Raw genomic sequence first — 26,080 nt, 5'->3', positions numbered from 1 at the left:
TTTCTTAAGTAAGGAGGGAAAATTCAGTGCCTATTAAAAAGTATAAACCGACATCCCCGGCTCGACGCAACATGTCCGTGTCGACTTTCGAAGAAATCACCACGAATCAGCCGGAAAAATCGTTGCTGGCTCCGCTGAGCAAAACAGCTGGCCGTAACAACCAAGGTAAAATTACGGTTCGTCATCATGGCGGCGGACACAAGCGTAAATACCGTATCATCGACTTCAAACGGAATAAAGACGGCATTCCAGGTCGCGTTGCTACAATCGAATACGACCCGAACCGTACTTCCAACATCGCTCTGATTCACTATGTAGATGGTGAAAAGCGTTATATCATCGCTCCTAAAGGTCTGAAAGTTGGAGACCAAGTAGTATCTGGAGTAGGTGCTGACATCAAGATCGGTAACTCACTTCCACTGGAAAACATTCCGGTAGGTACAGTTATCCACAACATCGAGTTGAAGCCAGGTAAAGGCGGACAATTGGTTCGTGCTGCTGGTACAGAAGCTCAACTTCTCGGTAAAGAAGATAAGTACGTAACTGTTCGTCTTTCTTCCGGTGAAGTTCGTCGTATCCTGAAAGTTTGCCGTGCAACCATCGGTTCTGTGGGTAACCAAGACCATGAGTTGATCAAAATCGGTAAAGCGGGTCGTAGCCGCTGGCTTGGACAACGTCCTGAAGTACGTGGTGTCGTCATGAACCCTAACGATCACCCTCACGGTGGTGGTGAAGGCCGCGCTCCAATCGGACGTAAATCGCCTATGTCTCCATGGGGTAAACCAACCCTTGGTTACAAAACACGTAAAAAAGGTAAAGCTTCTGACAAATATATCGTTCGCCGCCGCACGAAGTAATGCGCGATTGTGCATAGCTTCGTGACAGGCTCGAAGGTAACGAGACAATTTGGTGAAGGGAGGATTTCAATATGAGCCGTAGTTTGAAAAAAGGACCTTTTATTGACGGATATCTGCTCAAAAAAGTGGAGGAAATGAACAGCGCAAGCAAAAAGGCTGTGATCAAAACCTGGTCCCGCCGCTCCACTATTTTCCCGCAATTTATCGGTCACACGTTCGGAGTATACGATGGCCGTAAACATGTACCTGTATATGTAACAGAGGACATGGTAGGACACAAGTTGGGTGAGTTCGCTCCAACTCGTACTTACAAAGGTCATGAAGATGATAAGAAAACAAGAAGATAATTAATGAAGCTCTTTGTTTGAGAGGAGGTTAAACATATGGAAGCAAAAGCACATGCTAGATCGATTCGTATTGCTCCTCGTAAAGCTCAACTCGTTGTTGACTTGATCCGCGGTAAGCAAGTCGGCGAAGCGATCGCAATTCTTCGTCACACTCCGAAAGCTGCATCTCCGGTTGTTGAGAAGCTTTTGAACTCGGCTATCGCTAACGCTGAGCATAACTACTCTTTGGATGTAACTAAATTGGTTGTGACGCAAGCTTATGTCAACCAGGGACCGACTATGAAACGTTTCCGCCCGCGTGCGATGGGACGTGCAAGCCGGATCAATAAACGCACCAGCCACATTACTTTGGTGGTAGCTGAAAAATAAGGAGGGAAAACGTGTGGGCCAAAAGGTAAATCCAGTAGGACTCCGTATCGGTATTATCCGTGATTGGGAATCCAAATGGTATGCAGGCAAAGACTTCGGTGATCTTTTGCTGGAAGACGTGAAAATCCGTGAATACCTGAAAAATAAATTGAAAGACTCCGCTGTATCCCGTATCGAAATCGAGAGAGCGGCTAATCGTGTGAACGTGACGATCCACACTGCGAAGCCAGGTATGGTTATCGGTAAAGGTGGTTCCGAAGTAGAAGTACTGCGCGGACAAGTGACTAAAATTGCCGGCGGTAAAAAAGTTCACATCAACATTTCTGAAATCAAAAACCCTGAACTGGACGCTATTCTTGTTGCTGAAAGCATTGCACAACAGCTGGAACGTCGTGTATCTTTCCGTCGTGCACTGAAACAAGCGATTCAAAGAACTATGCGCTCTGGAGCAAAAGGGATTAAAACATCGGTCAGCGGACGTCTTGGCGGAGCCGAGATTGCTCGTACGGAAGGCTACAGTGAAGGAACTGTTCCACTTCATACGCTTCGTGCAGACATCGACTATGGTACAGCAGAAGCGCATACGACTTACGGCCGTATCGGCGTGAAAGTATGGATCTATCGTGGAGAGGTTCTTCCTACGGCTAAGAAACAAGCTGCTCAGGAAGGAGGCAACTAATCATGTTGGTACCAAAACGTGTAAAACACCGCAAACAACAGCGCGGCCATATGAGAGGTCAAGCTAAAGGCGGTACTGAACTGAACTTCGGCGAATTCGGTCTGCAAGCTACAGAACCAGGCTGGATCACGAACCGTCAGATCGAGGCTGCTCGTATCGCGATGACTCGTTACATTCGTCGTGGCGGTAAAGTATGGATTAAGATTTTCCCAGATAAGCCGATTACTCAAAAGCCTCTCGAAGTGCGGATGGGTAGCGGTAAAGGTAACGTTGAGAAATGGGTTGCCGTTGTAAAACCAGGCAAGATCATGTTTGAACTTGGAGGCGTGTCCGAGGAAATCGCCCGCGAAGCGATGCGTCTCGCCGCTCACAAGCTGCCTGTTAAAACGAAGTTTGTGAAACGAGAAGAAGTGGGTGGTGAAGCAAATGAAAGCTAATGAACTGCGCAACTTAACCACTGCAGAAATCGAGCAAAAAATCGCCGGATTTAAAGAGGAACTCTTTAACCTCCGTTTTCAATTGGCCACAGGCCAGCTTGACAACCCGACTCGGATCCGTGACGTTCGCAAAGAAATAGCTCGTGCTAAAACCGTTATCCGTGAAAGAGAACTTGGGATTAGTTAATGAAACAGAAACTCGCTGTTCTGTATTCAGGAAGGAGGCTAACAAATGAGCGAAGAACGCAATGCTCGTAAAGTGCAAATTGGTAAAGTTGTCAGCGATAAAATGGATAAAACCATTGTTGTAGCTGTTGAAACTTATAAGAAGCATGACTTGTATCACAAACGCATTAAATACACGAAAAAATTTAAAGCGCATGATGAGAACAATCAAGCTCAAATCGGAGATACCGTTAAAATCATGGAAACTCGTCCGCTCTCCAAAGACAAGCGCTGGAGATTGGTAGAAGTGGTTGAAAAAGCGGTTATCATCTAAGATATGATCAGTTTTTGATGGAAGGAGGAAATTTAAATGATTCAACCATTTACACGTTTAGCTGTGGCTGACAACTCCGGTGCGAAGGAACTGATGTGTATCCGCGTATTGGGTGGTACTGGTCGTCGTACAGCTCAAATCGGTGATTTGATCGTATGTTCCGTCAAACAAGCAACACCAGGCGGCGTTGTCAAAAAGGGTGATGTAGTAAGAGCGGTAGTCGTTCGTACGAAACGTTCTGTACGTCGTAAAGACGGATCTTACATCTCATTTGACGAGAATGCAGCTGTTGTTGTTAAGGACGACAGAAGCCCACGCGGAACTCGTATTTTCGGACCAGTTGCTCGCGAACTTCGCGAAAGAGACTACATGAAAATCGTTTCCTTGGCTCCGGAAGTAATCTAATAACACCCCAAAAAGTGACGTAACTTTTCGGGAACCCGATAAATAGTTGAACTGGCTAGTCATAGGAGGTGTAACGAATGCCTAAAGTGAAAAAAGTTCTGGAATCCCATAGCAACAAACTGCACGTGAAAAAAGATGATACAGTTATCGTCATCAGCGGTAAAGACAAAGGCAAAAAAGGCCGTGTCATCGCAGCGTACCCTCGTGAAAATCGTGTTTTGGTTGAAGGTGTGAACATGATCAAGAAGCACCAGAAGCCAAACCAAATGAACCCACAAGGCGGTATCATCGAGAAGGAAGCTCCGATCCATGTATCGAACGTTATGCACGTTGATCCGAAGAGCGGAAAAGTAACCCGTATCGGTTACAAAGTACTGGACAACGGTAAAAAAGTTCGCGTAGCAAAAAGATCCGGAGAAGTTATCGATAAATAAGACGGTTTAGAAAGGAGGTCCTTGAATCATGGCAGCAAGAATGAAAGAACGTTTTTTGAACGAAGTAACTCCTGCTCTGATGCAGAAGTTTAGCTATAAGACAGTAATGCAGGTACCAAAAATCGAGAAGGTTGTCATCAACATGGGTGTAGGTGACGCTGTAGCTAACTCGAAGGTGCTTGATTCCGCTGTGAACGACATGCAGCTGATTGCTGGTCAAAAACCGGTTATCACCCGTGCGAAGAAATCCATCGCGGGATTCAAACTGCGTGAGAACATGCCGATCGGTGTGAAGGTAACACTGCGCGGTGAGCGTATGTACTACTTCCTCGACAAGCTGTTTAACGTTACACTTCCACGTGTACGTGACTTTCAAGGCGTGTCCACCAAAGCATTTGACGGACGCGGTAACTATACGCTCGGTCTGAAAGAGCAACTCATTTTCCCTGAAATTGAGTATGACAAAGTGGATAAAGTTCGCGGTATGGATATCGTTATCGTAACGACTGCTAAAACCGACGAAGAATCCCGTGAACTGCTTGCTCAACTGGGCATGCCTTTCGCGAAATAAGACGGTTGTCCTTTTCTCCGAAACTATTTAGGAGGTGTCAGGCTAAGTGGCAAAAACTTCGATGAAAGTTAAACAACAACGTACACCGAAATACAAAGTACGGGCATATACCCGTTGTGAACGTTGTGGTCGCCCACATTCGGTACTGCAGAAGTTTAAAATTTGCAGAATTTGTTTCCGTGAATTAGCTTATAAAGGCCAGATTCCTGGCGTGAAAAAAGCAAGCTGGTAAGAAGTTTATAAACGGGAAGGAGGTTTATCCTACATGACTATGTCCGATCCAATTGCAGATATGCTAACTCGTATTCGTAACGCGAACACGGTTCGCCACGAAACAGTAGAAATGCCTGCTTCGACGATTAAAAAACAAATCGCTGACATTTTGAAGCGTGAAGGCTTCATCCGTGATGCAGAGTTTGTGGAAGACAACAAACAAGGGATCATTCGTGTATTCCTGAAATATGGTTCCAACAACGAGCGCGTAATCACAGGTCTGAAAAGAATCAGCAAACCAGGTCTTCGCGTTTACACGAAGAGCAACGAAGTACCTCGCGTACTTGGTGGTTTGGGTATTGCGATCATCTCCACGTCTAAGGGAGTTATGACCGACAAAGAAGCTCGTCAATCCAAAGCTGGCGGAGAAGTTCTCTGCTACGTATGGTAATCAACGTCACAAGATAGGAGGTGTAATGAATGTCCCGTATTGGTCGTAAACCAATTGCTATTCCAAACGGTGTGGAAGTCACACTGGATAACACTGTAATCACTGTTAAAGGACCTAAAGGTACCTTGACTCGTGAACTGCATAAAGACATGCAAATTACAGTAGAAAACAACGAGATCAATGTTGTTCGTCCTTCCGACAACAAAACACATCGCTCTCTTCACGGCACGACCCGCAGCGTTGTCTCGAATATGGTCAACGGTGTAACTGAAGGATTCTCGAAAAACCTTGAGTTGGTAGGTGTCGGATACCGTGCAAGCAAATCCGGAGATAAAATCGTTCTGAACGTGGGTTACTCCCACCCAGTTGAAATTACACCGGAGCCAGGTATCGAGTTCGACGTACCGGCAAACACAAAAATCACGGTTCGTGGTATCGATAAAGAGCGCGTAGGTGCATACGCTGCTAAGATTCGTTCCGTACGTGAGCCTGAGCCATACAAAGGTAAAGGTATTAAATACGAAGGTGAACGCATTATCCGTAAGGAAGGTAAAGCTGGTAAGAAGAAATAAGTTAACTGACCGGGGATTCGCCTGGTTGATAACTTACTTCTTCTCCCATACTTACCCGATGCGTCTAAAAGTGAAGCTTTTAAGGCAAAACTGAAGGGAGGAAATGGAAGCATGATCACGAAACAAGACAAGAACAAAGCTCGTCTGAAAAGACACCTGCGTGTCCGTAAGAAAATCCAAGGCACAGCAGAACGTCCACGTCTGAACGTGTTCCGTTCTTCGAAACACATCTATGCTCAATTGATCGACGACGTGGCTGGCGTGACTTTGGCATCAGCTTCTACGCTGGATAAAGAACTGGCTAACGACATCAAGAACGGCGGAAGCGTTGAATCCGCTCGTAAAGTCGGCGAACTCGTTGCAAAACGTGCTGCAGACAAAGGTTACAAAGTGATCGTATTCGATCGTGGTGGATACTTGTATCATGGACGTATTCAAGCACTTGCAGAGGCAGCTCGCGAGGCAGGCCTTGAATTCTAAGATATTTTCAAAAGGAGGTAAACGACTTGCGTGTAGATCCTAACACTTTAGAACTGACTGAAAGAGTAGTAAACATTAACCGCGTTGCTAAAGTTGTAAAAGGCGGACGTCGCTTTAGCTTTAGTGCACTGGTAGTTGTCGGTGATGGCAAAGGTTGGGTAGGAGCAGGTATCGGTAAAGCAGGCGAAGTACCGGATGCAATCCGCAAAGGTATTGAAGATGCTAAGAAAAACCTGATTCACATTCCACTTGTTGGAACAACTATTCCTCACCTCGTAACAGGTCACTTCGGAGCAGGCCGAGTATTGTTGAAGCCGGCATCTGAAGGTACTGGAGTTATCGCTGGCGGACCGGTTCGTGCAGTACTTGAACTGGCTGGCGTAGGCGACATTTTGACAAAATCTCTAGGTTCTTCGAACTCCATGAACATGGTCAATGCGACTTTGGAAGGGTTGTCCCGCCTGAAGCGTGTTGAAGATGTTGCCAAGCTTCGCGGCAAATCCGTCGAAGAGCTGTTGGGTTAAGGAGGGAATCTCATGGCTAAACTTGAAATCACCCTCGTACGCAGCGTGATTGGTCGTCCAGAGGATCAGCGTGCAACCGTGAAAACACTCGGACTTCGCAAAATCAACCATTCCGTCGTTCAAAGCGACAATGCTGCAATTCGCGGAATGATCAAGAAAGTAAATCACCTGGTTTCTGTTAAAGAAATCGAAGGTTAATCCCGGGCAGTTTATTCCCGGACATATTAAGGAGGTGCAACGAACGATGAAGTTACATGAGCTGAGCCCAGCACCTGGATCCCGCAAAGAGCGCAAGCGCGTTGGACGCGGTACTAGTAGCGGCACGGGTAAAACGTCGGGTCGCGGTCACAAAGGACAAAACTCTCGTTCCGGCGGTGGTGTTCGTCCAGGCTTCGAAGGTGGACAGAACCCATTGTATCGTCGTCTTCCGAAGCGCGGTTTCGTAAACCCAACTCGGAAAGAGTACGCGATTGTGAACATCGAAGAACTTAACAGCTTTGCAGCAGGTACTGAAGTGACTCCAGAAGTTTTGGTTGAGAGCGGTATTGTTAACAATACAAAGAGCGGAATCAAAATTCTTGGCAACGGTGAAGTTACCGTTTCTTTGACTGTAAAAGCTACTAAGTTTTCTCAATCTGCGGTAGAGAAGATCGAGGCTGCCGGCGGTAAAACCGAGGTGATCTAATGTTTAAGACCCTGAAAAATATATGGCGTGTGGATGACCTTCGCAAGCGTATTTTGTTCACCTTATTCGTTCTGATCATCTTCCGTATTGGATCCTTTGTTCCGGTTCCCGGTGTTAACAAAGATGTTTTTACCCAGACGAATCAGGCAGGCAATGAGTTGTTCGGTCTTCTTAACACGTTCTCGGGGGGCGCACTATCGCAGTTTTCGATCTTCGCCCTTTCGATATTTCCATATATTACTGCGTCCATTATCGTACAGTTGTTGTCGATGGACGTCATTCCAAAGTTTGCGGAATGGAACAAACAAGGGGAACACGGGAAGAAACAGTTGGCTCAAATTACTCGTTATGGTACGGTAATATTGGGTTTGATTCAGGCATTCGCAATGTCCATCGGTTTTAACCGTATGTACGGCGCCGAAATGGTTCCTGGAGCAACCTTTATCGACTTTGTTGTTATTGCGATCGTGCTTACCGCAGGTACATCATTCTTGATGTGGCTCGGCGAACAGATCACGGAACGCGGAATCGGTAACGGTATTTCGATCATTATCTTTGCTGGTATCGCTGCTGGTATTCCGATGCACATTCGGACAACGATCGAATCGAACTTCATTCAGGATGGTCAAGTGTTCATGAACATTCTGAAGGGTGTCATCATCCTACTGATTTTGGTTCTGATCATTACCGGTGTTGTATTCATTCAGCAAGGTATCCGTAAAATTCCGGTTCAATACGCGAAGCGTGTTGTAGGAAACAAAATGTACGGCGGACAGAACACACACATTCCGCTGAAGATTAACGGTGCAGGCGTTATTCCGGTAATCTTTGCGATGTCATTGCTGCAGTTCCCGGTTATCCTCGCTAGCTTCTGGGGACACCAGAATTGGGCGAAATGGGTTACGGCGAATCTGGCTTATGACAGCCCGCTTGGAATGGTACTGTATGTACTCATGATCATTGGTTTCACGTTCTTCTACACTTTCGTGCAGATGAATCCGAACCAAATGGCTGATAATATGAAGAAGAACGGCGGCTATGTTCCGGGCATTCGTCCTGGTAAAGCTACCGAGAAGTATCTGACCCGGGTTATGACCCGTCTGACCATGACAGGAGCTCTGTTCCTGGCCGTGATCTCCGTACTTCCGGTGTTCTTTGGATCACTTGCAGGTCTTCCGCGTACGGTTCAGATTGGTGGTACGTCCCTCTTGATCGTAGTCGGTGTTGCACTGGATACGATGAAGCAGATCGAAAGCCAACTGATCAAACGTCATTACAAAGGTTTTATCAATAAATAGGCGATAGGTTCCGGCGAGTGATCTGTATCGCTTCCCGGCGCCTATTGTGTTGTTCTTGCTAGTCAATCAAGGGGAGGGAGTGACGTAAGGTGAACATCTTATTCATGGGTCCTCCTGGGGCAGGAAAAGGGACGCAAGCAGAGAACATCGTGAATGAATTCGGTATTCCTCATATTTCAACGGGCGATGCATTTCGTCTCGCGATCAAACAAGGAACTCCCATCGGGATTAAAGCGAAGGAATTCATGGATCAGGGTCTGCTGGTACCGGATGACGTAACGATTGGTATTGTGGAAGAGCGTCTGCAGCAGTCCGATTGCGAAAAAGGTTTTTTATTGGACGGTTTTCCAAGAACCCTTTCGCAAGCGGAAGCGCTGGATGAGATTCTCGCCCGCTTGAATACTGGTCTCGATCACGTCATCAACCTGAAAGTTGATCGGGAAAAGCTTCTGGCTCGCCTTACCGGCCGCCGGATTTGCAAAAACTGTGGTTCGACTTATCATGTGATCTTTAATCCTCCTAAACAGGAAGGCATTTGTGATAAATGCGGCGGCGAATTGTACCAGCGCTCCGATGATAACGAAGAGAGCGTAGGCATTCGTTTAGACGAATATATCAACAAAACAGCACCACTCCTCACGTTTTATGAGAACAAAGGTCTTTTGCGTCAAATCGATGGTGATCAGGAAATCGACGCGGTTTCAACACAAATTGCGTCTATACTGAGAGGTTAAGTATAATGATCATTTGTAAATCCGAAACGGAACTGAGCTTGATGAGAGAAGCAGGAAGGATCGTGGCGGAATGCCACAAACTCCTTGCCGCTCATGTAGAACCGGGCATTACGACCGGGGAACTTGACCTTATGGCCGACAAGTTCATTCGAAGCCAAGGCGCTGTGCCATCTTTTAAAGGCTACAACGGATTTCCTTCCAGCATTTGCGCATCAGTCAACGAAGAATTGGTGCATGGATTTCCAGGCAAACGCAAATTAATCGAGGGCGATATCGTTACGTTTGATATCGGTGCACAGTATCAGGGTTACCATGGTGACTCGGCATGGACCTACGCTGTAGGAGAGATTTCCGAAGAGGCCCAGCGTCTGCTGGACGTAACGGAAGGATCGCTCTATGCTGGACTTGCGCTAATCAAACCCGATGTCCGCTTGTTTACAATCTCTCATGCCATACAGCGTCGTATCGAGGATGCAGGTTTCTCTGTCGTCCGGGAATACGTTGGTCATGGTGTGGGTACCGATCTGCACGAGGATCCGCAAATTCCGAACTATGGCATCCCTGACCGTGGACCAAGACTCAAACCGGGCATGGTGCTCGCAATTGAGCCGATGGTCAATGCGGGTAAGCGGAACGTCAAGACGCTGGAAGACAACTGGACGGTTGTAACGGTAGACGGCTCACTATGTGCTCACTTCGAGCATACGGTAGCAGTCACGCCGGATGGCATGGAAATTTTGACGAAGCTGCCGGAATAGGGTGATAACATGAATAATGAAGTCACGCTTCAGCCCGGGCAGATTGTTAAGATACTAAAAGGCAGAGATGCCGGACAGTATGCCGTTATCGTTTCGATTGAGGACAGCAGGTTCGTGTGGATCGCGGATGGGGACAAACGCAAGTTTGACGGGGCCAAGAAGAAGAATGTTCTTCATCTTGAACCTCAATCCTACATTAGCAGTGAAGTGGTAAACAGTTTGCAAGAAAGCGGTCGGGTTACAAACGGTAAACTGCGTTTCGCACTGGACCGGTTTGTATCCGATAAATCCAAGGCAGATCAGAAAGGAGACTAACTGTGGCTAAAGAAGATGTCATTGAAGTCGAAGGAACGGTCATTGAGCCGTTGCCGAATGCTACCTTTAAAGTCGAGCTGGAGAATGGTCATCAAATTCTCGCTCATGTTTCCGGAAAGCTGCGGATGCACTTTATCCGTATCCTTACAGGAGACAAAGTGGTTGTTCAACTCTCGCCGTATGATTTAACCAAAGGTCGTATCACGTACCGTAAATAGATTCAAGGTTCCCCTGGGGAATCAAGGAAAGCTGCGAAGCGGTTTTACTGACGTAAAACTCAGCAGCGGTAACAAACTACTTTAGTTTCGAAGCTGGTTTTACAACGTAAAACTTGGAGGAGGTAATTAGCATGAAGGTAAGACCTTCTGTAAAGCCTATTTGCGAAAAATGCAAAGTCATTCGCCGCAAAGGGAACGTAATGGTTATCTGTGAAAATCCGAAACACAAACAAAAACAAGGTTAAAGAAGGGGGTGTAGCGTAAAATGGCTCGTATAGCTGGTGTGGATTTGCCACGTGACAAACGCGTTGAGATCGCCTTGACTTACATTTTCGGAATCGGTAAAACGACTTCCCAGAAAGTACTGAAAGAAACTGGAATCAATGCAGACACTCGTGTCCGTGATTTGACAGAAGATGAAGTCAGCAAATTGCGCGAAACGATCGATGGTATGGTTAAGGTAGAAGGTGACCTGCGTCGTGAAATTTCCTTAAATATTAAACGTCTCACGGAGATCGGCTGCTACCGCGGTATTCGTCACCGTCGTGGATTGCCTGTTCGTGGTCAACGTACTAAAACGAATGCTCGTACACGTAAAGGTCCTCGTCGTACCGTAGCGAACAAGAAGAAATAAGAAAGGGGGATAATAGACAATGGCTAAACCAAAAAAAGTCGTACGTACTAAACGTCGTGACCGCAAAAATATTGAAAGTGGCGTGGCTCATATTCGCTCCACATTCAACAATACAATCGTAACGATTACGGATCCTCACGGAAACGCGATTTCTTGGGCAAGCTCCGGCGGCCTTGGATTTAAAGGTTCCCGTAAGTCGACCCCGTTCGCTGCGCAAATGGCTGCTGAAACAGCTGCCAAAGCGGCTATGGAACACGGTATGAAAGCGGTGGAAGTAATGGTTAAAGGTCCTGGTGCTGGTCGTGAAGCAGCAATTCGTTCTCTGCAAGCAGCAGGTCTCGAAGTCAACCTGATCAAAGACGTTACACCAATTCCACATAACGGATGCCGCCCACCAAAACGTCGTCGCGTATAATGAAGTCATCCTGTTAATGTGGTATAAATCCGTTGCAATCTGCTAATAATGGTTGTTTAGGCATACTACTACATGGATTACTGGATAAGATGACAGTTTCATATAGGAGCGACGTTTGAAGGAGGGGTACTTGCGTGATTGAAATCGAAAAGCCGAAAATTGAGACCGTTGATGTCAATGAAGATGGAACCTATGGGAAATTCGTAGTTGAGCCTCTGGAGAGAGGGTATGGCACGACGCTGGGGAACTCGCTTCGCCGCATCTTGTTATCCTCGCTACCGGGAGCTGCAGTCACATCGGTTCAAATCGATGGCGTACTGCATGAATTTTCCACGATTCCGGGTGTCATGGAAGACGTGACCGAGGTCATCCTGAACCTGAAAGCTTTATCTCTGAAAATTCATTCCGATGAAGAGAAAGTGTTCGAGATTGATGCGGAGGGTGAAGGGGTTGTTACTGCTGGTGACATCCGTGCGGATAGTGATGTGGAGATTCTGAATCCAGATCTTCATATTGCAACGCTCGGCCCTGGTGCAAGACTTCATATGCGTATTTTTGCCAGTCGCGGTCGTGGCTATGTCCAGGCGGATCGGAACAAACGCGATGACCAGCCTATCGGCGTCATTCCCGTCGATTCGATCTATACTCCGATTAGCCGTGTTAACTACGGTGTGGAAAATACGCGTGTTGGTCAAGTAACCAACTACGATAAACTGACGCTTGAAATTTGGACGGATGGCAGCATCCGCCCGGAAGAAGCGGTTAGTCTCGGCGCGAAAATCCTGACTGAGCATCTGTTCCTCTTCGTGGGTCTGACCGACGAAGCGAAGGATGCAGAGATCATGGTTGAGAAAGAAGAAGACAAGAAAGAAAAAGTGCTTGAAATGACGATCGAAGAGCTGGATCTTTCCGTTCGTTCCTACAACTGCTTGAAACGTGCCGGCATTAATACGGTACAAGAGCTGACCACGAAAACCGAAGAGGATATGATGAAAGTCCGGAACCTCGGACGCAAATCCTTGGAGGAAGTTCAAGAGAAGCTTGAAGAGTTGGGCCTGGGACTTCGTACGGAAGAATAGCATAGATTCGGCTTAGCTTAGCAAAGGAGGGAAAAACACATGGCATACCAAAAGTTGGGCCGCGATTCCAGTGCGCGTAAAGCGTTGTTCCGTGACCTGGTAACCGACCTTTTCTTATATGAGCGCATTCAAACGACTGAAGCCAAAGCGAAAGAAGTTCGTTCGATCGCTGAGAAGTTGATCACAAAAGCAAAAAAAGGTGATCTTCACGCTCGTCGTCAAGTAGCTGCATTCGTGCGTCGTGAAACAGTAGACGGTGAACAAGATGCAATCCAAAAATTGTTCTCCGAAATCGCTCCTCGTTACTCCGAGCGTCCAGGCGGATACACTCGTATCCTGAAACTGGGACCTCGTCGTGGTGACGCAGCTCCAATGGTTTACTTGGAACTGGTAGATCGCGCGTAATATAGCTTTGTTCCATTGAAGTGACTGTAGTTATGTATGCCCGGCTCTGTAGATGTTTATTCTTGGAGCCATGAACGGGAAGTGGTGCGAGATATAGTCGATCATCTGGTTCGACTCGTCTCGACTACTCCATGGGCAACAATAACGGGGACCTTCTAGTCATGTGGCTGACTCGAAGGGTTCGGCTTAACATGATGAAAAGGAGCTCCTATGGGGCTCTTTTTTTGATGGATGTAGAATGTATAAGTTATCAGCGAAGCTGATGACATTCTATAAGCGAAAGAAAACTTCCGCTATACTCAGGAGGTCAGCAATGCGTAATCTTCTGATGAAGGTCAGTTACGACGGTACCGATTATAACGGCTTTCAGACCCAGCCCGGTGGCCACACGATTCAGGACTATTTGGAGGAAGCGATCCGCCGCTTGTCTGGTGAACAGCTCAAGATTACGGCTTCTGGCCGGACAGATGCTGGGGTGCATGCTCGTGCCCAAGTATTCAATTTCTACACAGCTTCTCCAATTCCCGTTGAGCGTTGGTGTATGGCATTAAACACCTGGCTGCCGGAAGATATCGTGGTTTCGGATGCGATGGAGGTACCGATGGAATTCCATTCCCGCCACGCAGCGAAACGCAAAACCTATCGATTTACCATCAATGCAAACCAATATCCGGATCTATTCAATCGGCGGTACCAGATCCATCATCATGGGAGACTGGATATCGCAGCCATGGAGCAGGGACTTTCTCATCTGATCGGAACGCATGACTATACAACGTTTGCGTCACGGAAGTCAACGAAGCCGTCTCACGTTCGTACAATTTTTGATGCCTGGATCGAGAAGGATACGTCTATGTGCCGTCCAGGCACGAGAGATCAAGGAGTCATTCATACGTACGTATCCGGGAACGGGTTTCTGCAGCATATGGTTCGGATCATTATGGGGACGTTGATTGAGGTAGGGGAAGGCAAGCGCCATCCGGATGATATGTTGGTCATACTGGAAGCCAAAAACCGGGCAGCAGCCGGTCCGACAGCCATGGGCAAGGGCCTGATGTTATGGGAAGTGGAGTATGATATCGCCGGTAAGGATTAACCTCAATGCCGGTCGGTATCAGAGCACGGATATGGCGATCACATAAAGAAGAAGAAATCGCTTCTGGATGCGATGGGCGACTTGTTTGAATAACACGCATGGTGTAAGGTGGAAAACCAAAAAACACTTGCGGAAGTGGGCGTAATCCTGTATTATATAAGTTGTGTTTTCTTAACGGCTCTCCCACAGCCCCGGTTAAGAAAATGCCGAATGCAAGGCTGCAACACCATGACAATGCTTTAAACATGAATGAAGATAAATAATGAAAATTAATGATGATTTTCGGACGAATACAAGGAGGAACTATACATGCGTACCACCTATATGGCGAAGCCAAATGAAGTTGAGCGCAAATGGTACATCGTTGATGCCGAAGGCAAGACGCTTGGCCGTTTGGCAAGTGAAGTTGCGGCTCTGATCCGCGGCAAACATAAGCCTCAATTCACTCCACATGTTGACACAGGGGATTTCGTGGTTGTTATCAACGCCGAGAAAATCCACCTCACTGGCAAAAAGATGGAGAACAAAAAATACTATCGTCACTCCCTGCATCCAGGTGGATTGAAAGTAACTACAGCTCAAGACCTGATTGCGAAATACCCAGAGCGTGTAATCGAAAGCGCGGTTCACGGCATGCTTCCTAAAACTCGCATGGGCGAGAAAATGAAGCTGAGACTGAAAGCATATGCAGGCACAGCGCATCCACATGAAGCACAAAAACCAGAAGCTTACGAACTTCGCGGTTAATTAAAAAGGAGGACAGTTTCATGGCACAAGTACAATACTATGGGACAGGTCGTCGTAAACACTCGGTAGCACGTGTACGCCTCGTACCGGGTGAAGGACGCATTGTCATCAATAAACGTGATATTAATGAATATTTCGGTTTGGAAACACTCAAGCTGATCGTTAAACAACCTTTGAATCTGACAGAAACACTGGGCAAATATGACGTTCTTGTCATCGCTCACGGTGGCGGTATCTCCGGTCAAGCTGGAGCAATCCGTCACGGTATCTCCCGTGCTCTTCTGAAAGCAGATCCAGAATTCCGTCCTTCTCTGAAAAGAGCTGGATTCCTGACTCGCGACCCTCGTATGAAAGAGCGTAAGAAATACGGTCTTAAAGCAGCTCGTCGCGCTCCTCAGTTCTCCAAACGTTAATATTTGTTTCTTACCAAGCCCTTGGCCATTATGGTCAAGGGCTTTTTTATGTTTAGAAAAAGCGGTTGTCCACAAAGATATTCACAGGATTGACAACACACTCCGATTATACTGGCAGTTCTAGAACCGGTTGTTCACATGATGTGCACAACGTGCGAATAGATGGATGGACATATGGATGATCTTACATCGTTACCCACTTGACTTCATATGTAAATAGAGATATATTATTAATTGCGAATTAATTAAGTGCTTAAATAATTAATATTAAATCATTAATTAAATAAGTATTTTTCGGAGCAGGTAAGGGGGGATATGGTTGGATCGCAATGAAGAGATTTTTAAGGTGTCGTCGATGTTCCGGGCACTACTGAAGAACATTCATCAGGAATGGAACAAGTCGAGCGCCGGGAAGTACAACTTAAGCTTTCCACAATTTCAGGTGCTGTATGTATTAAAGCTGCGAGGGCCACTGAAGGTATCGGAGCTTGCCGAAGCTTTGTCTTTAACACCTCCGGCTATAACCGGCCTAACGGATAAATTGGTTGCGGAAGGATACTTGCAGAAAGAGCGTGCAGAGGATGACCGGAGAGTTGTCAACATCACACTTTTGGAACCGGGTCTGGATGTAATTAGGAAAGTGAAGAAGGATCAGAAGGAAATGATTCAAGGCTTTTTTAACTTCCTCTCTGAGGAAGACATTCAGCATTTGAGAAGAATCTTCTCCTTGATGCTGTCAAACATAGATAAAGACAATCACAACAACGGGTAGAGGTGGAGCATGGAGCATTTAACGCTTAAACGTAAAGTTTCAATTATGATTGCGATCATGGCTGCGATGTTCTTCGCAGCCATTAACCAGACGATAACGAGCACCGCAATGCCGCGGATTATCGCCATTCTTGATGGCATGGATTATTATACATGGACCATCAATATTTATTTGTTAACATCAACGATCGCAACGATATTGGTGGGTAAGCTGTCCGACATGTTCGGACGTAAGCCGTTTATTTTGATAGGTATATTATTTTTCATGTTAGGGGCTTTCCTGACGGGTACATCAACAGACGTGTATCAATTCATTATTTATCGTGGTATTCAAGGTATAGGTGCCGGTATAATCCAATCAACCGCATTTATGTCGGTCGGGGACTTATTTCCACCGCGTGAACGTGGCAAATGGATGGGGCTGATGACCGCGGTATTCGGTTTTTCCAGTGTCCTTGGTCCTACGCTTGGCGGATACCTGGTCGATAACATCGAATGGCGTTGGTTATTCTGGATTTTCCTGCCGCTGGGTGTAGTAGCCTTCATCATGATTTGGACGCTGTTTCCGAAGGTTGAACGCAAGACTGGCCAGTCCATTGACTATTTGGGTTCCTTATTCCTTACAACGTCTATCGTTCCTTTACTCCTGGCCTTTTCTTGGGCAGGTACGGAATATGCTTGGGGATCGCCTCAGATTATTGGTCTCATCGCAGCTTCAGTCGTATCAGCTCTTATCTTTATCTTGGTAGAGATGAAAGCGATGGAACCGGTATTGCCACTTAGTTTGTTCAAAAATAGTGTCGTTACCGTTTCTAATCTGATTGGATTTTTTATGAACTTTGGTCTGATGGGTGCCATGATTTATATTTCCTTCTATGTTCAAGGTGTGCTTGGCATCTCACCAACCTATGCGGGTTATGTAACCATCCCCATGTCGATTTTCATGATGGGTACGAGTGCTATAGCAGGTCAACTCATTGCTAAAAGTGGTAAGTACAAACGGTACGCACTTCTTGGAGTTCCAATTATGATGGTCGGTATGGGCATTATGGTGTTCATGGACAACATTTGGCTTACTGTGGTTAGTACCATTATTTTCGGTATCGGTCTTGGTTTGGGTATGCCGGTATTCTCACTGGCTACGCAGAATGCCGTACCCCACAATGAGCTCGGTGTAGCAACGGCTTCATCCCAGTTGTTCCGTAATCTCGGCGGTACAATCGGGATCGCGGTTATGGGAACGGTTATGTCGAACAATCTGACGAAGAATTTGAAGGAAGGACTTCAGTCGGCTAATGCACCTGATTTTAGCTCGGTGGATCCGCAGCTAGCACAGCAGATGTTGTCCTTCGCTAATCCGCAGACACTGATGAATAAACCGCTGATCGAACAAACGCAGGCAAGTCTTCCTGCCGATGTACAGCCTTTGTTCGCGCAAATGATCGACAGTATCCGCGAAGCACTTGGAAATACATTGTCCATGGTGTTCCTCACAGGTACGTTAGTTCTTGTAGTCGCGCTGCTGCTCGTATTCTTCTTAAAGGAGATTCCGCTGCGAACGACGAATCAGGCATCTGCTCCCAAATCCGAGGACTCGGAGGGGAAGAGTGCTGGTGCAGGTACTAGAGCTAAAGAGGTAACGGTGGCAACAACAGACTAAGATTGGTATTTGTCAAAATGTTTGGAAATCGAAGAGAAAGAAGACCCTTTCTGCTTATGCAGGAAGGGTTTTTTCGTTTATCTTGGTAACGATTTGATGGTTGACATTTATTAGGAATGTTTTATACTGTATTTAATTCATATTATTTCAGTAGGATTATCGGGATTAATATCGGGGGAGGCATCCAATCATGAATTTGCTGGAGAAAGAGGATTTGATCCGAGTGCAAGCAGAAGAGCTTGAGCATGCATCGGCTGAGGAAGTCATCGCATATGCGATCAAGACATTTCCCAATATAACGTTTGCCTGCAGCTTTGGAGCAGAAGATGTGGTATTGGTGGACATGATTCAAAAGATTAGCCCGTCGACGGATATTTTTTATCTGGATACCGATTTCCACTTCAAGGAAACGTACGAAACGCGGGATCGTATGGCCGAACGTTATGGCCTCGAATTCGTGCGGGTTTCTCCGCTCATTACGCCGGAAGAGCAAGCGGCACAGCATGGTGAAGCATTATGGAGCGTCAGCCCGAATGAGTGCTGTAACATCCGAAAGGTAGAGCCATTGACCCGGATTCTGTCTCAATATGAGGCTTGGATTACAGGAATACGTAGAGATCAAGCCCCTACGCGGGCGAATTCGAAGAAGATTGAATATGATACCAAGTTCGGTTTGGTGAAGTTCAATCCGATTGCGGCCTGGACTAGCGAGGATGTGTGGAACTACATTCGAACTAACGAGATCATCTACAACCCGCTGCATGATCAGAATTATCCGAGCATTGGTTGCGAATATTGCACACGACAGGTCATGCCAGGAGAAGACCCACGTGCTGGACGCTGGTCAGGTCATGAGAAGACGGAATGCGGACTTCATAAATAAACGAATCATGATCGACTTAGGATCGTACAGTTACAGCATAAGAAGGAGGAATTATTCATGACAGCCATACTCCCTCATGGCGGAACGCTGGTACAGCGGGTAGCCCAAGGAGCAGAGCGTGAAGATTTATTGAAACAGGTCGACACTCTTCATAAGATCCCCGTAAACGCTTGGAGCATCTCGGATCTGGATTTGATCGGGGTCGGGGCATTTTCGCCACTGCAAGGATTTTTGAACGAACAGGATTACAAGTCTGTGGTTTCCTCTATGCGTTTAGCGGACGGTACGATCTGGAGCATACCGGTTACCCTGGCTGTTGATGAGCATACAGCGGCTAAACTTGCCGTCGGCGAGAAGGCGGCCCTTGTAGGCGAAGAGGATGGGGTCGTCTACGGCGTTATCGATGTAGAGAGCGTCTATCAGGTGGATCAGCAAGCTGAGGCTGTTCAAGTATTTAAGACGGATGATCCGGAGCATCCCGGCGTGAAGAAACTTTTCGAACGTCCTTCAATCTATGTAGGCGGGCCGATCCAAGTGCTGAATCGTCCGCAGCCGGAACGGTTTGGCGAGTTTTATTTTGATCCGGCAGAGACCCGGGAACAGTTCAAAGCGAAGGGCTGGAATACAGTTGTAGGCTTTCAGACACGTAATCCGGTTCATCGTGCACATGAATACATTCAGAAGAGTGCCATGGAAATCGTAGACGCACTATTCCTCAATCCGCTTGTAGGAGAGACCAAATCGGATGACGTTCCTGCCAATGTGCGAATGAAGAGCTATCTGACCTTGCTGGAGAACTACTATCCAGCGGATCGCACCTTCCTGGGCGTATTTCCGGCTGCCATGCGTTATGCGGGGCCTAGAGAAGCTATTTTCCATGCAATGGTCCGTAAAAACTATGGCTGTACCCATTTTATCGTTGGCCGGGATCACGCAGGAGTCGGTGACTATTACGGCACGTATGAGGCTCAGGAAATTTTCAAGAATTTCACTGCAGAAGAGTTGGGTATTACCCCACTGTTCTTTGAGCACAGCTTCTTCTGCACCACATGCGGAAACATGGCTTCAAGCAAAACATGCCCTCATCCTAAGGAGGATCATCTGACTTTGTCGGGAACGAAGGTTCGAGGCTTGCTTCGCGAAGGACAGTGCCCGCCACCGGAATTTACGCGCCCGGAAGTCGCGCAAGTGCTGATCGAAGGCATGAAAGAGCAGATTACGGTCTAACAAAGGCATAAATAACCACCTTGTCCCATATGATGGAGTAGAACAACTCATGGGACGAGGTGGTTTTGTTATGTCCAGGCGGAGATCAGACAAGGTTACGGTATGGATATCGCTAAAGAGAGTCAAGCAAACCCTGATTGGAGCTGCGCTGCTGGCACTGCTCATTGTCGTTGTAACATACGAAATCCCCTCTGCCAAAACGTCGAATACTTGGAGTTTGCCGCTTGCCGGCAAAGTCATTGCCCTTGATGCAGGACATGGCGGCCCAGATGGCGGCGCGGTAAGCAGACAAGGTGTCATCGAGAAGGATATAAACCTGGCCATTACCTTGTATTTGCGTGATTATTTGCAGCAGGCAGGCGCACTCGTCATTATGACAAGAGAAGGAGACTATGATCTGGCTGCAGAGAGCACAAAGGGGTATTCCAAGCGTAAAACGGAGGACCTCAAGCAACGCGTGCGGATGATCGAAGAGAGTAAGGCGGATCTGTTTATCAGCATGCATCTGAACAGCATTCCGTCCAATCGGTGGAGAGGGGCGCAGACCTTTTTCCCTCCAAATAACGAAGAAAGCAAAAAACTTGCCGAATGGATTCAGGCTGAAATCCGGCATAACCTGGAGAATACGCAGCGTTTGGCCAAAACGGATGATAAGGTATTTTTGCTTCAAGCCCTGCGCATGCCTTCTGCATTGGTAGAGGTCGGTTTCTTGTCCCATCCAGAGGAATCCGAATTGCTGCGTGATGAGAAATACCAGAGAAAGGTCGCAGCTTCTGTATATAATGGCATTTTGCGTTATGCCTCCGGAGAGTCGGCCAGCGAGTCGTCACAAGCTGCAGAGTAATGGTATAATGGACAGGAATCGAAACATTGTCTATTCCATTACATAGAGCAGAGGTGCTTATATGCTGACTAGAGAAACGGTGCAGGAGATACTCCAGCCTTTACGCGATCCCGAAACCGGGAAGAGCCTGATGGAGCTCCAGCGTATTCGAGATATTGTTGTAAAGGAACGCACGGTCCGATTATCCGTGACATACAGCAGTGAAGATGTACGCGCTTCCCTGGAAGCGCAGATCAGGGAAATTCTTGAAGCTATGGGGGCAGAGGATATACATATCCGCATGCGCCCTCTGGACAATGCCGTTAGCGGCGCAGCCCGGGAGGAAGATAACGATCGCGAGAAGCTGACAAAAGGACATGCCGCCGGCATGGAGCAGAATATGCTCCTTAGCGAGCAATCCGGCGTTCATTTCATTGCGATTGCCAGCGGAAAAGGCGGCGTGGGTAAATCCACCGTTACGGTGAATTTAGCTGCAGCTTTGGCTCGGCAAGGCAAGAAGGTAGGTTTGATTGATGCGGATATTTATGGCTTCAGCGTACCGGATATGATGGGTATTGAAGAGGGGCCGTCCGTAACGGAGGAGGGCGTCATCCATCCGGTTGAGCGTTTTGGTGTCAAGGTGATGTCCATGGGCTTCTTCATCCGCGAGAATAGTCCGGTGATTTGGCGCGGACCGATGCTTGGCAAAATGCTGCGTCAATTTTTCACGGATGTCGCATGGGGGGATTTGGACTACATGCTGCTGGACCTGCCGCCAGGAACAGGTGACGTGGCGCTGGACGTGCACCAGATGATTCCGCAGAGCAAAGAAATCATCGTAACGACTCCGCATGCTACGGCGGCGTTTGTAGCTGCCAGAGCGGGTGCCATGGCCTTGCAGACCGATCATGAAATCTTAGGCGTCGTCGAGAACATGTCTTATTATGTCTGCTCCCATGGCGGGGAGAAGGATTATGTATTTGGTCGTGGAGGCGGAGGGAAGCTTGCCGAGACGCTTCATACCGAGCTGCTCGCGCAGCTTCCGTTAGGAGCGCCGGATAACCACCCTTCAGAGCCGGACTTCTCCCCATCGGTGTATAAGGCAGGTACCGAGAGCGCAGGGATTTACGATGAAATAGCCGCAAGAATTGCAGTCAAGCTTGAGGAATCCATTTAGACATGGTCAATACGCAAATATTGAAACAGGCTCCCATAGTTGGGAGCCTGTTAATGTTTATGAGAGAGGTGGGGAGGTGCTGCTTAACTGCCGCCGCCACCACCGCCGCCTTCTTCTCCTTCGCCGCCTTCACCGCCACCTTCACCACCGCCGCCACCGCCTTGTTCCTCTTGTCCTTGTCCTTCGCCTTCTTTTTTCTTCTCCACTTTAGGCTGAAGTTCGTCTTTTACAACCGTTTTAAGCAGTTCAAGCACCTCCATGCGGAACAGCGGGTTCTGCATAGCTTCCTGCATTACGGTCATGGACTGTTTGCGATAATCCGGGGTATTGGTCAGTTCAAGAAACGATTTCATTACGTCTGGAGATTTTAACATATCTTGAATCGATTTTTGATACGTTGGGTCCTTGATGAGCTGCATATGCAGCTGCTTGCTCTCAGAATTGATGGCTTTGGCAAAATCACCGGCGAATTGCGGATCGGTCATAATCTTCTCAATTTCCTTCTTATATTCCTCTGATACCAGTGTATCCTTAACGGCCATGCGAATTTGATCCCCGGACTGGGCGGATATCATCCGCATTCCCATTGATCCGCCGCTTCCGGAGGAACCGCCGGATCCGCCGCCAAGCGCTTCCTCTACCGCTTTTTTACCTTCGTCGGTTTTCAGAATGTCGACCACCATGGATTTGATTTCTTTATATCCGAGCTGCGGGGACGAGCTTTGTTCTGCACCACAAGCGGTAAGCACCAAGGCAGCAACGAAGACGATAATACATAAACGAAATAACGGCCACTTCATTACCGTTGTCCTCCTTTTTCAAGATCATTGGATTTATAAGCGAAGCCGAACAAATTCGATAATCGCAAGCAAAACATCCTCAGCTTTACGGTAGGTCCTCTGGTGAAGCACGCTCGATCGATGTTTTTCTTACGGTTCTTCGCATAGTATGTGATGGATTTGAAGAAATATGTCGGATTCAGAATGGTTTTTTATTGTGAACGTTGGTAAAATAATGATCTGTGGGGGTGGAAGTTAGTTGAGCTTACGAAAGTGGTCTAAATTATTTTTGAAAACGCTGCTCGTCGGGGCAGTGGCGGCATTAATTGTAGGTCTGATCCTGCAGTTGTTTAATGGCGCGATCGAATTTACGGGAATGGCCGATTTATTGATATACCCGCTGATTTTGTTGGGCTCTGGGGCTCTGGTGAGCGTATACTCCCAGATGGGCTTTTTTGCGTACCTGACTTTAAATTATATGGGGATAGGCATATTCCGCCGAAAGACTTGGCAATACATTCAGATTGTCTTGGCTGTTTTAGCATTGCTGGAGCTAATGTTCTTCCGTACCTTTGTCGGCGGATCCACTAGCCTGCAGCAGGATTTGATTTTAGGTGTTTCCATTTTGATTATTGCTGTTGTTGTTGCTTATCTCAAAGTGAAGAGCACAAATGCTAATGCATGGATTCCGACCCTCTTCTTCATGATGGCGATTTCCATTGTGGAGATTATCGGTGTATTGCAAATTGGAGTCAGCAACGCCACGATCTTTATGGTGGTACCATTGCTCATCTGTAATGCATACCAAATTCTGACGCTTCATAAAGTTACACAAGACGAAAAAAAGAGCTAACACCTTAGCTCTTTTTTTGTTAAGCATTATTCAATTACAGGGTTCCCCATCGAGAGTTTAAAGTCCGCCTGCATCTTCGATGCTCTTCTGCAATGAAGCGTGATCCCGAACCTCGGTGCCTTGGGTGCTGCCCTGTTGAAGCAGATCGGTGACCGTAACGAACTCGTAGCCCTTATTGCGAAGTTCCTTGATGATGAGAGGGAGAGCTTCGTGTGTTTGCTTCACGGAGTCGCTGGCATGCATCAGCACGATGTCTCCCGGATGTGCTTTGGAGACGACGCGGTCCACAATTTTATCGACGCCGATATTCTTCCAGTCCCTGGAGTCGGTATCCCACTGGATCACCGTGTAGTTAAGGCTCTGGGCTATGCCGAGCACTCTTTTGTCAAAATCCCCGTTAGGCAACCGTATTAATTTGGGTTCTTGTCCGGTCATTGCGGTTAAAATAGTATGTGCCGAAGAAATCTGCTTGCGTATTTCCTCATCGGTGAGCGTGCTGTAATTATCGTGCTTGAAGCCGTGGCTCCCGATTTCATATCCGCTTTCCTTAATGGCATTCACGATATCGGGATGCGTTTTGCTCCATGGCGCAGACAGGAAGAAGGTTGCTTTTTGAACTCCATTGTCTTTTAAGGCCTGTAAAATAGGCTCTGCGCGCTTTTCGCCCCAGCTGATGTCAAACGTTAACGCGATCTGTTTCTTATCCGTAGACACGCTGTAAATCGCTGACGGGTTGTTCTCGGAGAAGACCGAGATGTTGTCACTCTCCACATAAATAACGCCGATTGCAAAGATCGCCGCGGCAAGGACGAAGAAAAACCGCTTAATCTTTCTGCCGTTGAATACATAAAAAGAATTCATAATACGTGCGCCCCTCTCCCTTCAGTGTGCAATAGCTTGTTTACTTTCAACATATGCTCGTACTTGCGAGTTATACCAATTTAGGAGGTAGCGAATGTTACGTTTTAGCATTTTTCTCAGAGATGTGAGATCGATCCGGAAGGCACTGCTCTTGGCAGCGGTCTTATTTATCGCCGGAATCGTGGCGGGAGCAAGTTCAGAGGGGTTCGAGCAATTCCTTCTTGGTCAGCTTCAAGGATTAGGGGAGATTAGCCAGCAGCTCGGTTCCTCCGATCATCCCGAATGGAACTTCTTTGTCTTTATCTTTCTTAACAACAGCATTAAGAGCGTGCTGGTCCTGTTCTCAGGCTTGCTGCTTGGGGTAATACCGTTCTTCTTCCTGGTCATCAATGGCATGGTGATAGGTTTCTTACTGAAAGTTGTGGGGGAGAGCGGAGAGAGCCTGTTTGATCTGATTGTAAAAGGGCTCTTGCCACACGGGATCATTGAAATACCGGTCATTGTGATTGCATGCGGATATGGCCTGGCTTTTGGCGGGCTGGTGTTAAGAAGTATAACGGCGACAGGCGCGCGCAGAAGCGGGATAGGTGCGGAGTGGCGCGGATTTTGGCGCAAGCTGGGCACTGCATCCTTATGGGTTGTCGTGCTGCTGCTCATTGCGGCAATGATTGAAAGTACAATTACGTTGTGGCTGATGTCATAAATTTCCCTGAAATTGTGCATACCTAATAAAGCAGCTTAGCAGAGTAAAGAGAGAGCTGCGTGGACAGGACGTTCATCATAATGTGCAGACAGCATTCATTCGGTTTAGAGATCCCGCCAATACGGTTAATCACCAATACATAGGCAAGAGCAGCTTTAATCCGATTGAAGTGACGTTACATGTTCGCTTAACTATATAAGGAGGTCCTATCATGCTGGGAATGCTATTCAATGAAAAAGAGTGCAAAGAGCTTGATTATGTACTGCGAAAAGAACTGGACGAGATGCTGCTGGATTTGAGCGACCAACGATTGGACCAAAACATCAGGCAGGCTATAGCTAACCGATACAAAACGGTGTTCCGCATGTATGCCCGGTTTGCCCCGCAGAAGGAACTCTCCAAATATGCGCGTAACGGGAAGTTTCCGCAGATCAAACATTAATTCTGTGAAAAAGTGTTGACTAACCGGCTAAGTATATGGTAAATTAATTTTCGCTTCCTTTTCGAAGGTGATGCCGCCAACCGGCGGCCATCAAACTTCATAATCAACTTCAAAAAAACTTTTTAAAAAAAGTACTTGCAAAGTTGATAGGAAGTATGGTATATTATAAAAGTCGCCGCTGAGATGCGGATGACAAACAAGAAACAGAGATTGATCTTTGAAAACTGAACAACGAGTGAGTAAAACGAACCACTTCGGTGGGACGT

At 47.1% G+C, this 26,080-nt stretch carries 41 protein-coding genes; 39 read left to right on the top strand and 2 right to left on the bottom strand.

The features are described 5' to 3' along the window. The first annotated feature begins 26 nt into the window (after positions 1–26). From rplB to DP091_RS26550, 36 genes are all read left to right on the top strand, one after another. Positions 27–857, top strand: coding sequence for a 50S ribosomal protein L2 (gene rplB, locus DP091_RS26725; protein WP_076326223.1), 831 nt, complete (start codon positions 27–29; stop codon positions 855–857). A gap of 71 nt (positions 858–928) precedes the next feature. Continuing rightward, a complete protein-coding gene (gene rpsS, locus DP091_RS26720) occupies positions 929–1,204 on the top strand; it encodes a 30S ribosomal protein S19 (RefSeq protein ID WP_113061152.1) in 276 nt (91 codons plus the stop codon). Between the two features lie 36 nt (positions 1,205–1,240). Next, positions 1,241–1,573, top strand: a complete 333-nt coding sequence (rplV, locus tag DP091_RS26715) for a 50S ribosomal protein L22 (RefSeq protein ID WP_015737624.1) — start codon at positions 1,241–1,243, stop codon at positions 1,571–1,573. A 13-nt stretch (positions 1,574–1,586) separates the two neighbouring features. Then, positions 1,587–2,252 (top strand): 30S ribosomal protein S3, encoded by a 666-nt coding sequence (rpsC, locus tag DP091_RS26710; protein WP_006212915.1) that lies wholly within the window; start codon positions 1,587–1,589, stop codon positions 2,250–2,252. Between the two features lie 2 nt (positions 2,253–2,254). After that, on the top strand, positions 2,255–2,689 hold the full coding sequence (gene rplP / locus DP091_RS26705; protein ID WP_009589221.1) for a 50S ribosomal protein L16: 435 nt from the start codon (positions 2,255–2,257) through the stop codon (positions 2,687–2,689). Beyond that, complete coding sequence (rpmC, locus tag DP091_RS26700; RefSeq protein ID WP_007132561.1) at positions 2,679–2,876, top strand: 50S ribosomal protein L29; 198 nt, start codon at positions 2,679–2,681, stop codon at positions 2,874–2,876. The genes rplP and rpmC overlap by 11 nt, the downstream gene beginning before the upstream one ends. A gap of 45 nt (positions 2,877–2,921) precedes the next feature. Then, positions 2,922–3,188: a 30S ribosomal protein S17 gene (gene rpsQ / locus DP091_RS26695; RefSeq protein ID WP_009589223.1), complete on the top strand. Its 267-nt coding sequence runs from the start codon at positions 2,922–2,924 to the stop codon at positions 3,186–3,188. 36 nt (positions 3,189–3,224) lie between these two features. After that, positions 3,225–3,593 (top strand): 50S ribosomal protein L14, encoded by a 369-nt coding sequence (gene rplN / locus DP091_RS26690; RefSeq protein ID WP_006212911.1) that lies wholly within the window; start codon positions 3,225–3,227, stop codon positions 3,591–3,593. A 77-nt stretch (positions 3,594–3,670) separates the two neighbouring features. Continuing rightward, positions 3,671–4,027, top strand: coding sequence for a 50S ribosomal protein L24 (rplX, locus tag DP091_RS26685; protein WP_006212910.1), 357 nt, complete (start codon positions 3,671–3,673; stop codon positions 4,025–4,027). Positions 4,028–4,055: 28 nt separating this feature from the next. Beyond that, positions 4,056–4,598, top strand: coding sequence for a 50S ribosomal protein L5 (rplE, locus tag DP091_RS26680; protein ID WP_007132558.1), 543 nt, complete (start codon positions 4,056–4,058; stop codon positions 4,596–4,598). A gap of 46 nt (positions 4,599–4,644) precedes the next feature. Further along, positions 4,645–4,830: a type Z 30S ribosomal protein S14 gene (locus tag DP091_RS26675; protein ID WP_074961883.1), complete on the top strand. Its 186-nt coding sequence runs from the start codon at positions 4,645–4,647 to the stop codon at positions 4,828–4,830. Positions 4,831–4,863: 33 nt separating this feature from the next. After that, entirely contained in the window at positions 4,864–5,262 is a 399-nt protein-coding gene (rpsH, locus tag DP091_RS26670; protein ID WP_006212908.1) for a 30S ribosomal protein S8, read from the top strand. Between the two features lie 29 nt (positions 5,263–5,291). Further along, positions 5,292–5,834, top strand: a complete 543-nt coding sequence (gene rplF / locus DP091_RS26665) for a 50S ribosomal protein L6 (RefSeq protein WP_071221018.1) — start codon at positions 5,292–5,294, stop codon at positions 5,832–5,834. 111 nt (positions 5,835–5,945) lie between these two features. Continuing rightward, on the top strand, positions 5,946–6,314 hold the full coding sequence (gene rplR / locus DP091_RS26660; RefSeq protein ID WP_071221017.1) for a 50S ribosomal protein L18: 369 nt from the start codon (positions 5,946–5,948) through the stop codon (positions 6,312–6,314). Positions 6,315–6,340: 26 nt separating this feature from the next. Continuing rightward, entirely contained in the window at positions 6,341–6,838 is a 498-nt protein-coding gene (gene rpsE, locus DP091_RS26655) for a 30S ribosomal protein S5 (RefSeq protein ID WP_009589212.1), read from the top strand. Positions 6,839–6,850: 12 nt separating this feature from the next. Further along, a complete protein-coding gene (gene rpmD, locus DP091_RS26650; protein ID WP_006212904.1) occupies positions 6,851–7,036 on the top strand; it encodes a 50S ribosomal protein L30 in 186 nt (61 codons plus the stop codon). 46 nt (positions 7,037–7,082) lie between these two features. Beyond that, entirely contained in the window at positions 7,083–7,523 is a 441-nt protein-coding gene (rplO, locus tag DP091_RS26645) for a 50S ribosomal protein L15 (RefSeq protein ID WP_071221016.1), read from the top strand. Next, on the top strand, positions 7,523–8,821 hold the full coding sequence (gene secY, locus DP091_RS26640; protein WP_113061151.1) for a preprotein translocase subunit SecY: 1,299 nt from the start codon (positions 7,523–7,525) through the stop codon (positions 8,819–8,821). Before rplO ends, secY begins: the two co-directional genes overlap by 1 nt. A gap of 89 nt (positions 8,822–8,910) precedes the next feature. Then, positions 8,911–9,555 carry an adenylate kinase gene (locus DP091_RS26635; protein WP_071221014.1) on the top strand — a complete coding sequence of 215 codons (645 nt, stop codon included), beginning with the start codon at positions 8,911–8,913 and terminating at the stop codon, positions 9,553–9,555. Positions 9,556–9,560: 5 nt separating this feature from the next. After that, complete coding sequence (gene map, locus DP091_RS26630; protein ID WP_113061150.1) at positions 9,561–10,313, top strand: type I methionyl aminopeptidase; 753 nt, start codon at positions 9,561–9,563, stop codon at positions 10,311–10,313. A 9-nt stretch (positions 10,314–10,322) separates the two neighbouring features. Next, positions 10,323–10,628, top strand: coding sequence for a KOW domain-containing RNA-binding protein (locus DP091_RS26625; protein ID WP_113061149.1), 306 nt, complete (start codon positions 10,323–10,325; stop codon positions 10,626–10,628). Between the two features lie 2 nt (positions 10,629–10,630). After that, positions 10,631–10,846 (top strand): translation initiation factor IF-1, encoded by a 216-nt coding sequence (gene infA, locus DP091_RS26620; protein WP_006212898.1) that lies wholly within the window; start codon positions 10,631–10,633, stop codon positions 10,844–10,846. 131 nt (positions 10,847–10,977) lie between these two features. Then, the gene (gene rpmJ, locus DP091_RS26615) at positions 10,978–11,091 is read left to right on the top strand and encodes a 50S ribosomal protein L36 (RefSeq protein ID WP_003333770.1); all 114 of its coding nucleotides are present in this window, start codon (positions 10,978–10,980) and stop codon (positions 11,089–11,091) included. 20 nt (positions 11,092–11,111) lie between these two features. After that, complete coding sequence (rpsM, locus tag DP091_RS26610; protein ID WP_006212897.1) at positions 11,112–11,480, top strand: 30S ribosomal protein S13; 369 nt, start codon at positions 11,112–11,114, stop codon at positions 11,478–11,480. Between the two features lie 19 nt (positions 11,481–11,499). Continuing rightward, positions 11,500–11,895: a 30S ribosomal protein S11 gene (gene rpsK / locus DP091_RS26605; RefSeq protein WP_009589209.1), complete on the top strand. Its 396-nt coding sequence runs from the start codon at positions 11,500–11,502 to the stop codon at positions 11,893–11,895. A 134-nt stretch (positions 11,896–12,029) separates the two neighbouring features. Continuing rightward, entirely contained in the window at positions 12,030–12,974 is a 945-nt protein-coding gene (locus DP091_RS26600) for a DNA-directed RNA polymerase subunit alpha (RefSeq protein WP_113061148.1), read from the top strand. A 39-nt stretch (positions 12,975–13,013) separates the two neighbouring features. Next, on the top strand, positions 13,014–13,379 hold the full coding sequence (gene rplQ / locus DP091_RS26595; RefSeq protein WP_071221011.1) for a 50S ribosomal protein L17: 366 nt from the start codon (positions 13,014–13,016) through the stop codon (positions 13,377–13,379). A 313-nt stretch (positions 13,380–13,692) separates the two neighbouring features. Beyond that, positions 13,693–14,475 carry a tRNA pseudouridine(38-40) synthase TruA gene (gene truA, locus DP091_RS26590; protein ID WP_113061147.1) on the top strand — a complete coding sequence of 261 codons (783 nt, stop codon included), beginning with the start codon at positions 13,693–13,695 and terminating at the stop codon, positions 14,473–14,475. A 309-nt stretch (positions 14,476–14,784) separates the two neighbouring features. Then, positions 14,785–15,222 (top strand): 50S ribosomal protein L13, encoded by a 438-nt coding sequence (rplM, locus tag DP091_RS26585; protein ID WP_071221009.1) that lies wholly within the window; start codon positions 14,785–14,787, stop codon positions 15,220–15,222. A gap of 20 nt (positions 15,223–15,242) precedes the next feature. Then, positions 15,243–15,635: a 30S ribosomal protein S9 gene (rpsI, locus tag DP091_RS26580; protein ID WP_006212891.1), complete on the top strand. Its 393-nt coding sequence runs from the start codon at positions 15,243–15,245 to the stop codon at positions 15,633–15,635. A 319-nt stretch (positions 15,636–15,954) separates the two neighbouring features. Next, positions 15,955–16,407 (top strand): MarR family winged helix-turn-helix transcriptional regulator, encoded by a 453-nt coding sequence (locus DP091_RS26575; protein WP_071221008.1) that lies wholly within the window; start codon positions 15,955–15,957, stop codon positions 16,405–16,407. 9 nt (positions 16,408–16,416) lie between these two features. After that, positions 16,417–18,066: an MDR family MFS transporter gene (locus DP091_RS26570; protein ID WP_113061146.1), complete on the top strand. Its 1,650-nt coding sequence runs from the start codon at positions 16,417–16,419 to the stop codon at positions 18,064–18,066. 190 nt (positions 18,067–18,256) lie between these two features. Next, positions 18,257–18,949 (top strand): phosphoadenylyl-sulfate reductase, encoded by a 693-nt coding sequence (locus tag DP091_RS26565; protein WP_113061145.1) that lies wholly within the window; start codon positions 18,257–18,259, stop codon positions 18,947–18,949. 57 nt (positions 18,950–19,006) lie between these two features. Further along, positions 19,007–20,176 (top strand): sulfate adenylyltransferase, encoded by a 1,170-nt coding sequence (sat, locus tag DP091_RS26560; protein WP_113061144.1) that lies wholly within the window; start codon positions 19,007–19,009, stop codon positions 20,174–20,176. 70 nt (positions 20,177–20,246) lie between these two features. Continuing rightward, the gene (gene cwlD, locus DP091_RS26555; protein ID WP_113061143.1) at positions 20,247–21,020 is read left to right on the top strand and encodes an N-acetylmuramoyl-L-alanine amidase CwlD; all 774 of its coding nucleotides are present in this window, start codon (positions 20,247–20,249) and stop codon (positions 21,018–21,020) included. A gap of 61 nt (positions 21,021–21,081) precedes the next feature. After that, positions 21,082–22,176 (top strand): Mrp/NBP35 family ATP-binding protein, encoded by a 1,095-nt coding sequence (locus tag DP091_RS26550; RefSeq protein WP_113061142.1) that lies wholly within the window; start codon positions 21,082–21,084, stop codon positions 22,174–22,176. Positions 22,177–22,259: 83 nt separating this feature from the next. Here the strand turns inward: DP091_RS26550 and gerD are convergent, their stop codons facing one another. Then, positions 22,260–22,976, bottom strand: a complete 717-nt coding sequence (gene gerD / locus DP091_RS26545) for a spore germination lipoprotein GerD (protein ID WP_113061141.1) — start codon at positions 22,974–22,976, stop codon at positions 22,260–22,262. 238 nt (positions 22,977–23,214) lie between these two features. Here gerD and DP091_RS26540 point away from each other — a divergent pair, with 238 nt between their 5' ends. After that, positions 23,215–23,808, top strand: coding sequence for a KinB-signaling pathway activation protein (locus DP091_RS26540; protein ID WP_113061140.1), 594 nt, complete (start codon positions 23,215–23,217; stop codon positions 23,806–23,808). A gap of 57 nt (positions 23,809–23,865) precedes the next feature. Here the strand turns inward: DP091_RS26540 and pdaB are convergent, their stop codons facing one another. Next, positions 23,866–24,669: a polysaccharide deacetylase family sporulation protein PdaB gene (gene pdaB, locus DP091_RS26535; protein WP_113061139.1), complete on the bottom strand. Its 804-nt coding sequence runs from the start codon at positions 24,667–24,669 to the stop codon at positions 23,866–23,868. Between the two features lie 94 nt (positions 24,670–24,763). Between pdaB and DP091_RS26530 the strand changes: the two genes are divergently transcribed. Beyond that, a complete protein-coding gene (locus DP091_RS26530; protein ID WP_113061138.1) occupies positions 24,764–25,372 on the top strand; it encodes a stage II sporulation protein M in 609 nt (202 codons plus the stop codon). A gap of 211 nt (positions 25,373–25,583) precedes the next feature. Then, positions 25,584–25,814: a hypothetical protein gene (locus DP091_RS26525; protein ID WP_009592811.1), complete on the top strand. Its 231-nt coding sequence runs from the start codon at positions 25,584–25,586 to the stop codon at positions 25,812–25,814. Positions 25,815–26,080 lie beyond the last annotated feature (266 nt).

The organism is Paenibacillus sp. MDMC362, from assembly GCF_003269305.1.
Classification (GTDB): Bacteria; Bacillota; Bacilli; order Paenibacillales; family Paenibacillaceae; genus Paenibacillus_AQ.
This window is presented reverse-complemented; position numbering and strand designations above follow the sequence as displayed.

Coding starts and splice junctions, on each gene's coding strand:
- rplR (WP_071221017.1), top strand. CDS start 5,946: ATGATCACGAAACAAGACAAGAACAAAGCTCGTCTGAAAAGACACCTG.
- rpmD (WP_006212904.1), top strand. CDS start 6,851: ATGGCTAAACTTGAAATCACCCTCGTACGCAGCGTGATTGGTCGTCCA.
- DP091_RS26550 (WP_113061142.1), top strand. CDS start 21,082: ATGCTGACTAGAGAAACGGTGCAGGAGATACTCCAGCCTTTACGCGAT.
- rpsI (WP_006212891.1), top strand. CDS start 15,243: ATGGCACAAGTACAATACTATGGGACAGGTCGTCGTAAACACTCGGTA.
- secY (WP_113061151.1), top strand. CDS start 7,523: ATGTTTAAGACCCTGAAAAATATATGGCGTGTGGATGACCTTCGCAAG.
- rplQ (WP_071221011.1), top strand. CDS start 13,014: ATGGCATACCAAAAGTTGGGCCGCGATTCCAGTGCGCGTAAAGCGTTG.
- rplE (WP_007132558.1), top strand. CDS start 4,056: ATGGCAGCAAGAATGAAAGAACGTTTTTTGAACGAAGTAACTCCTGCT.
- rplV (WP_015737624.1), top strand. CDS start 1,241: ATGGAAGCAAAAGCACATGCTAGATCGATTCGTATTGCTCCTCGTAAA.
- rplO (WP_071221016.1), top strand. CDS start 7,083: ATGAAGTTACATGAGCTGAGCCCAGCACCTGGATCCCGCAAAGAGCGC.
- pdaB (WP_113061139.1), bottom strand. CDS start 24,669: ATGAATTCTTTTTATGTATTCAACGGCAGAAAGATTAAGCGGTTTTTC.
- DP091_RS26525 (WP_009592811.1), top strand. CDS start 25,584: ATGCTGGGAATGCTATTCAATGAAAAAGAGTGCAAAGAGCTTGATTAT.
- gerD (WP_113061141.1), bottom strand. CDS start 22,976: ATGAAGTGGCCGTTATTTCGTTTATGTATTATCGTCTTCGTTGCTGCC.
- DP091_RS26565 (WP_113061145.1), top strand. CDS start 18,257: ATGAATTTGCTGGAGAAAGAGGATTTGATCCGAGTGCAAGCAGAAGAG.
- rpsM (WP_006212897.1), top strand. CDS start 11,112: ATGGCTCGTATAGCTGGTGTGGATTTGCCACGTGACAAACGCGTTGAG.
- DP091_RS26625 (WP_113061149.1), top strand. CDS start 10,323: ATGAATAATGAAGTCACGCTTCAGCCCGGGCAGATTGTTAAGATACTA.
- DP091_RS26530 (WP_113061138.1), top strand. CDS start 24,764: ATGTTACGTTTTAGCATTTTTCTCAGAGATGTGAGATCGATCCGGAAG.
- rpsS (WP_113061152.1), top strand. CDS start 929: ATGAGCCGTAGTTTGAAAAAAGGACCTTTTATTGACGGATATCTGCTC.
- sat (WP_113061144.1), top strand. CDS start 19,007: ATGACAGCCATACTCCCTCATGGCGGAACGCTGGTACAGCGGGTAGCC.
- rpmJ (WP_003333770.1), top strand. CDS start 10,978: ATGAAGGTAAGACCTTCTGTAAAGCCTATTTGCGAAAAATGCAAAGTC.
- rplF (WP_071221018.1), top strand. CDS start 5,292: ATGTCCCGTATTGGTCGTAAACCAATTGCTATTCCAAACGGTGTGGAA.
- rpsH (WP_006212908.1), top strand. CDS start 4,864: ATGACTATGTCCGATCCAATTGCAGATATGCTAACTCGTATTCGTAAC.
- cwlD (WP_113061143.1), top strand. CDS start 20,247: ATGTCCAGGCGGAGATCAGACAAGGTTACGGTATGGATATCGCTAAAG.
- map (WP_113061150.1), top strand. CDS start 9,561: ATGATCATTTGTAAATCCGAAACGGAACTGAGCTTGATGAGAGAAGCA.
- rpsK (WP_009589209.1), top strand. CDS start 11,500: ATGGCTAAACCAAAAAAAGTCGTACGTACTAAACGTCGTGACCGCAAA.
- rpmC (WP_007132561.1), top strand. CDS start 2,679: ATGAAAGCTAATGAACTGCGCAACTTAACCACTGCAGAAATCGAGCAA.
- rplM (WP_071221009.1), top strand. CDS start 14,785: ATGCGTACCACCTATATGGCGAAGCCAAATGAAGTTGAGCGCAAATGG.
- truA (WP_113061147.1), top strand. CDS start 13,693: ATGCGTAATCTTCTGATGAAGGTCAGTTACGACGGTACCGATTATAAC.
- rpsQ (WP_009589223.1), top strand. CDS start 2,922: ATGAGCGAAGAACGCAATGCTCGTAAAGTGCAAATTGGTAAAGTTGTC.
- rplX (WP_006212910.1), top strand. CDS start 3,671: ATGCCTAAAGTGAAAAAAGTTCTGGAATCCCATAGCAACAAACTGCAC.
- rplP (WP_009589221.1), top strand. CDS start 2,255: ATGTTGGTACCAAAACGTGTAAAACACCGCAAACAACAGCGCGGCCAT.
- DP091_RS26570 (WP_113061146.1), top strand. CDS start 16,417: ATGGAGCATTTAACGCTTAAACGTAAAGTTTCAATTATGATTGCGATC.
- rplN (WP_006212911.1), top strand. CDS start 3,225: ATGATTCAACCATTTACACGTTTAGCTGTGGCTGACAACTCCGGTGCG.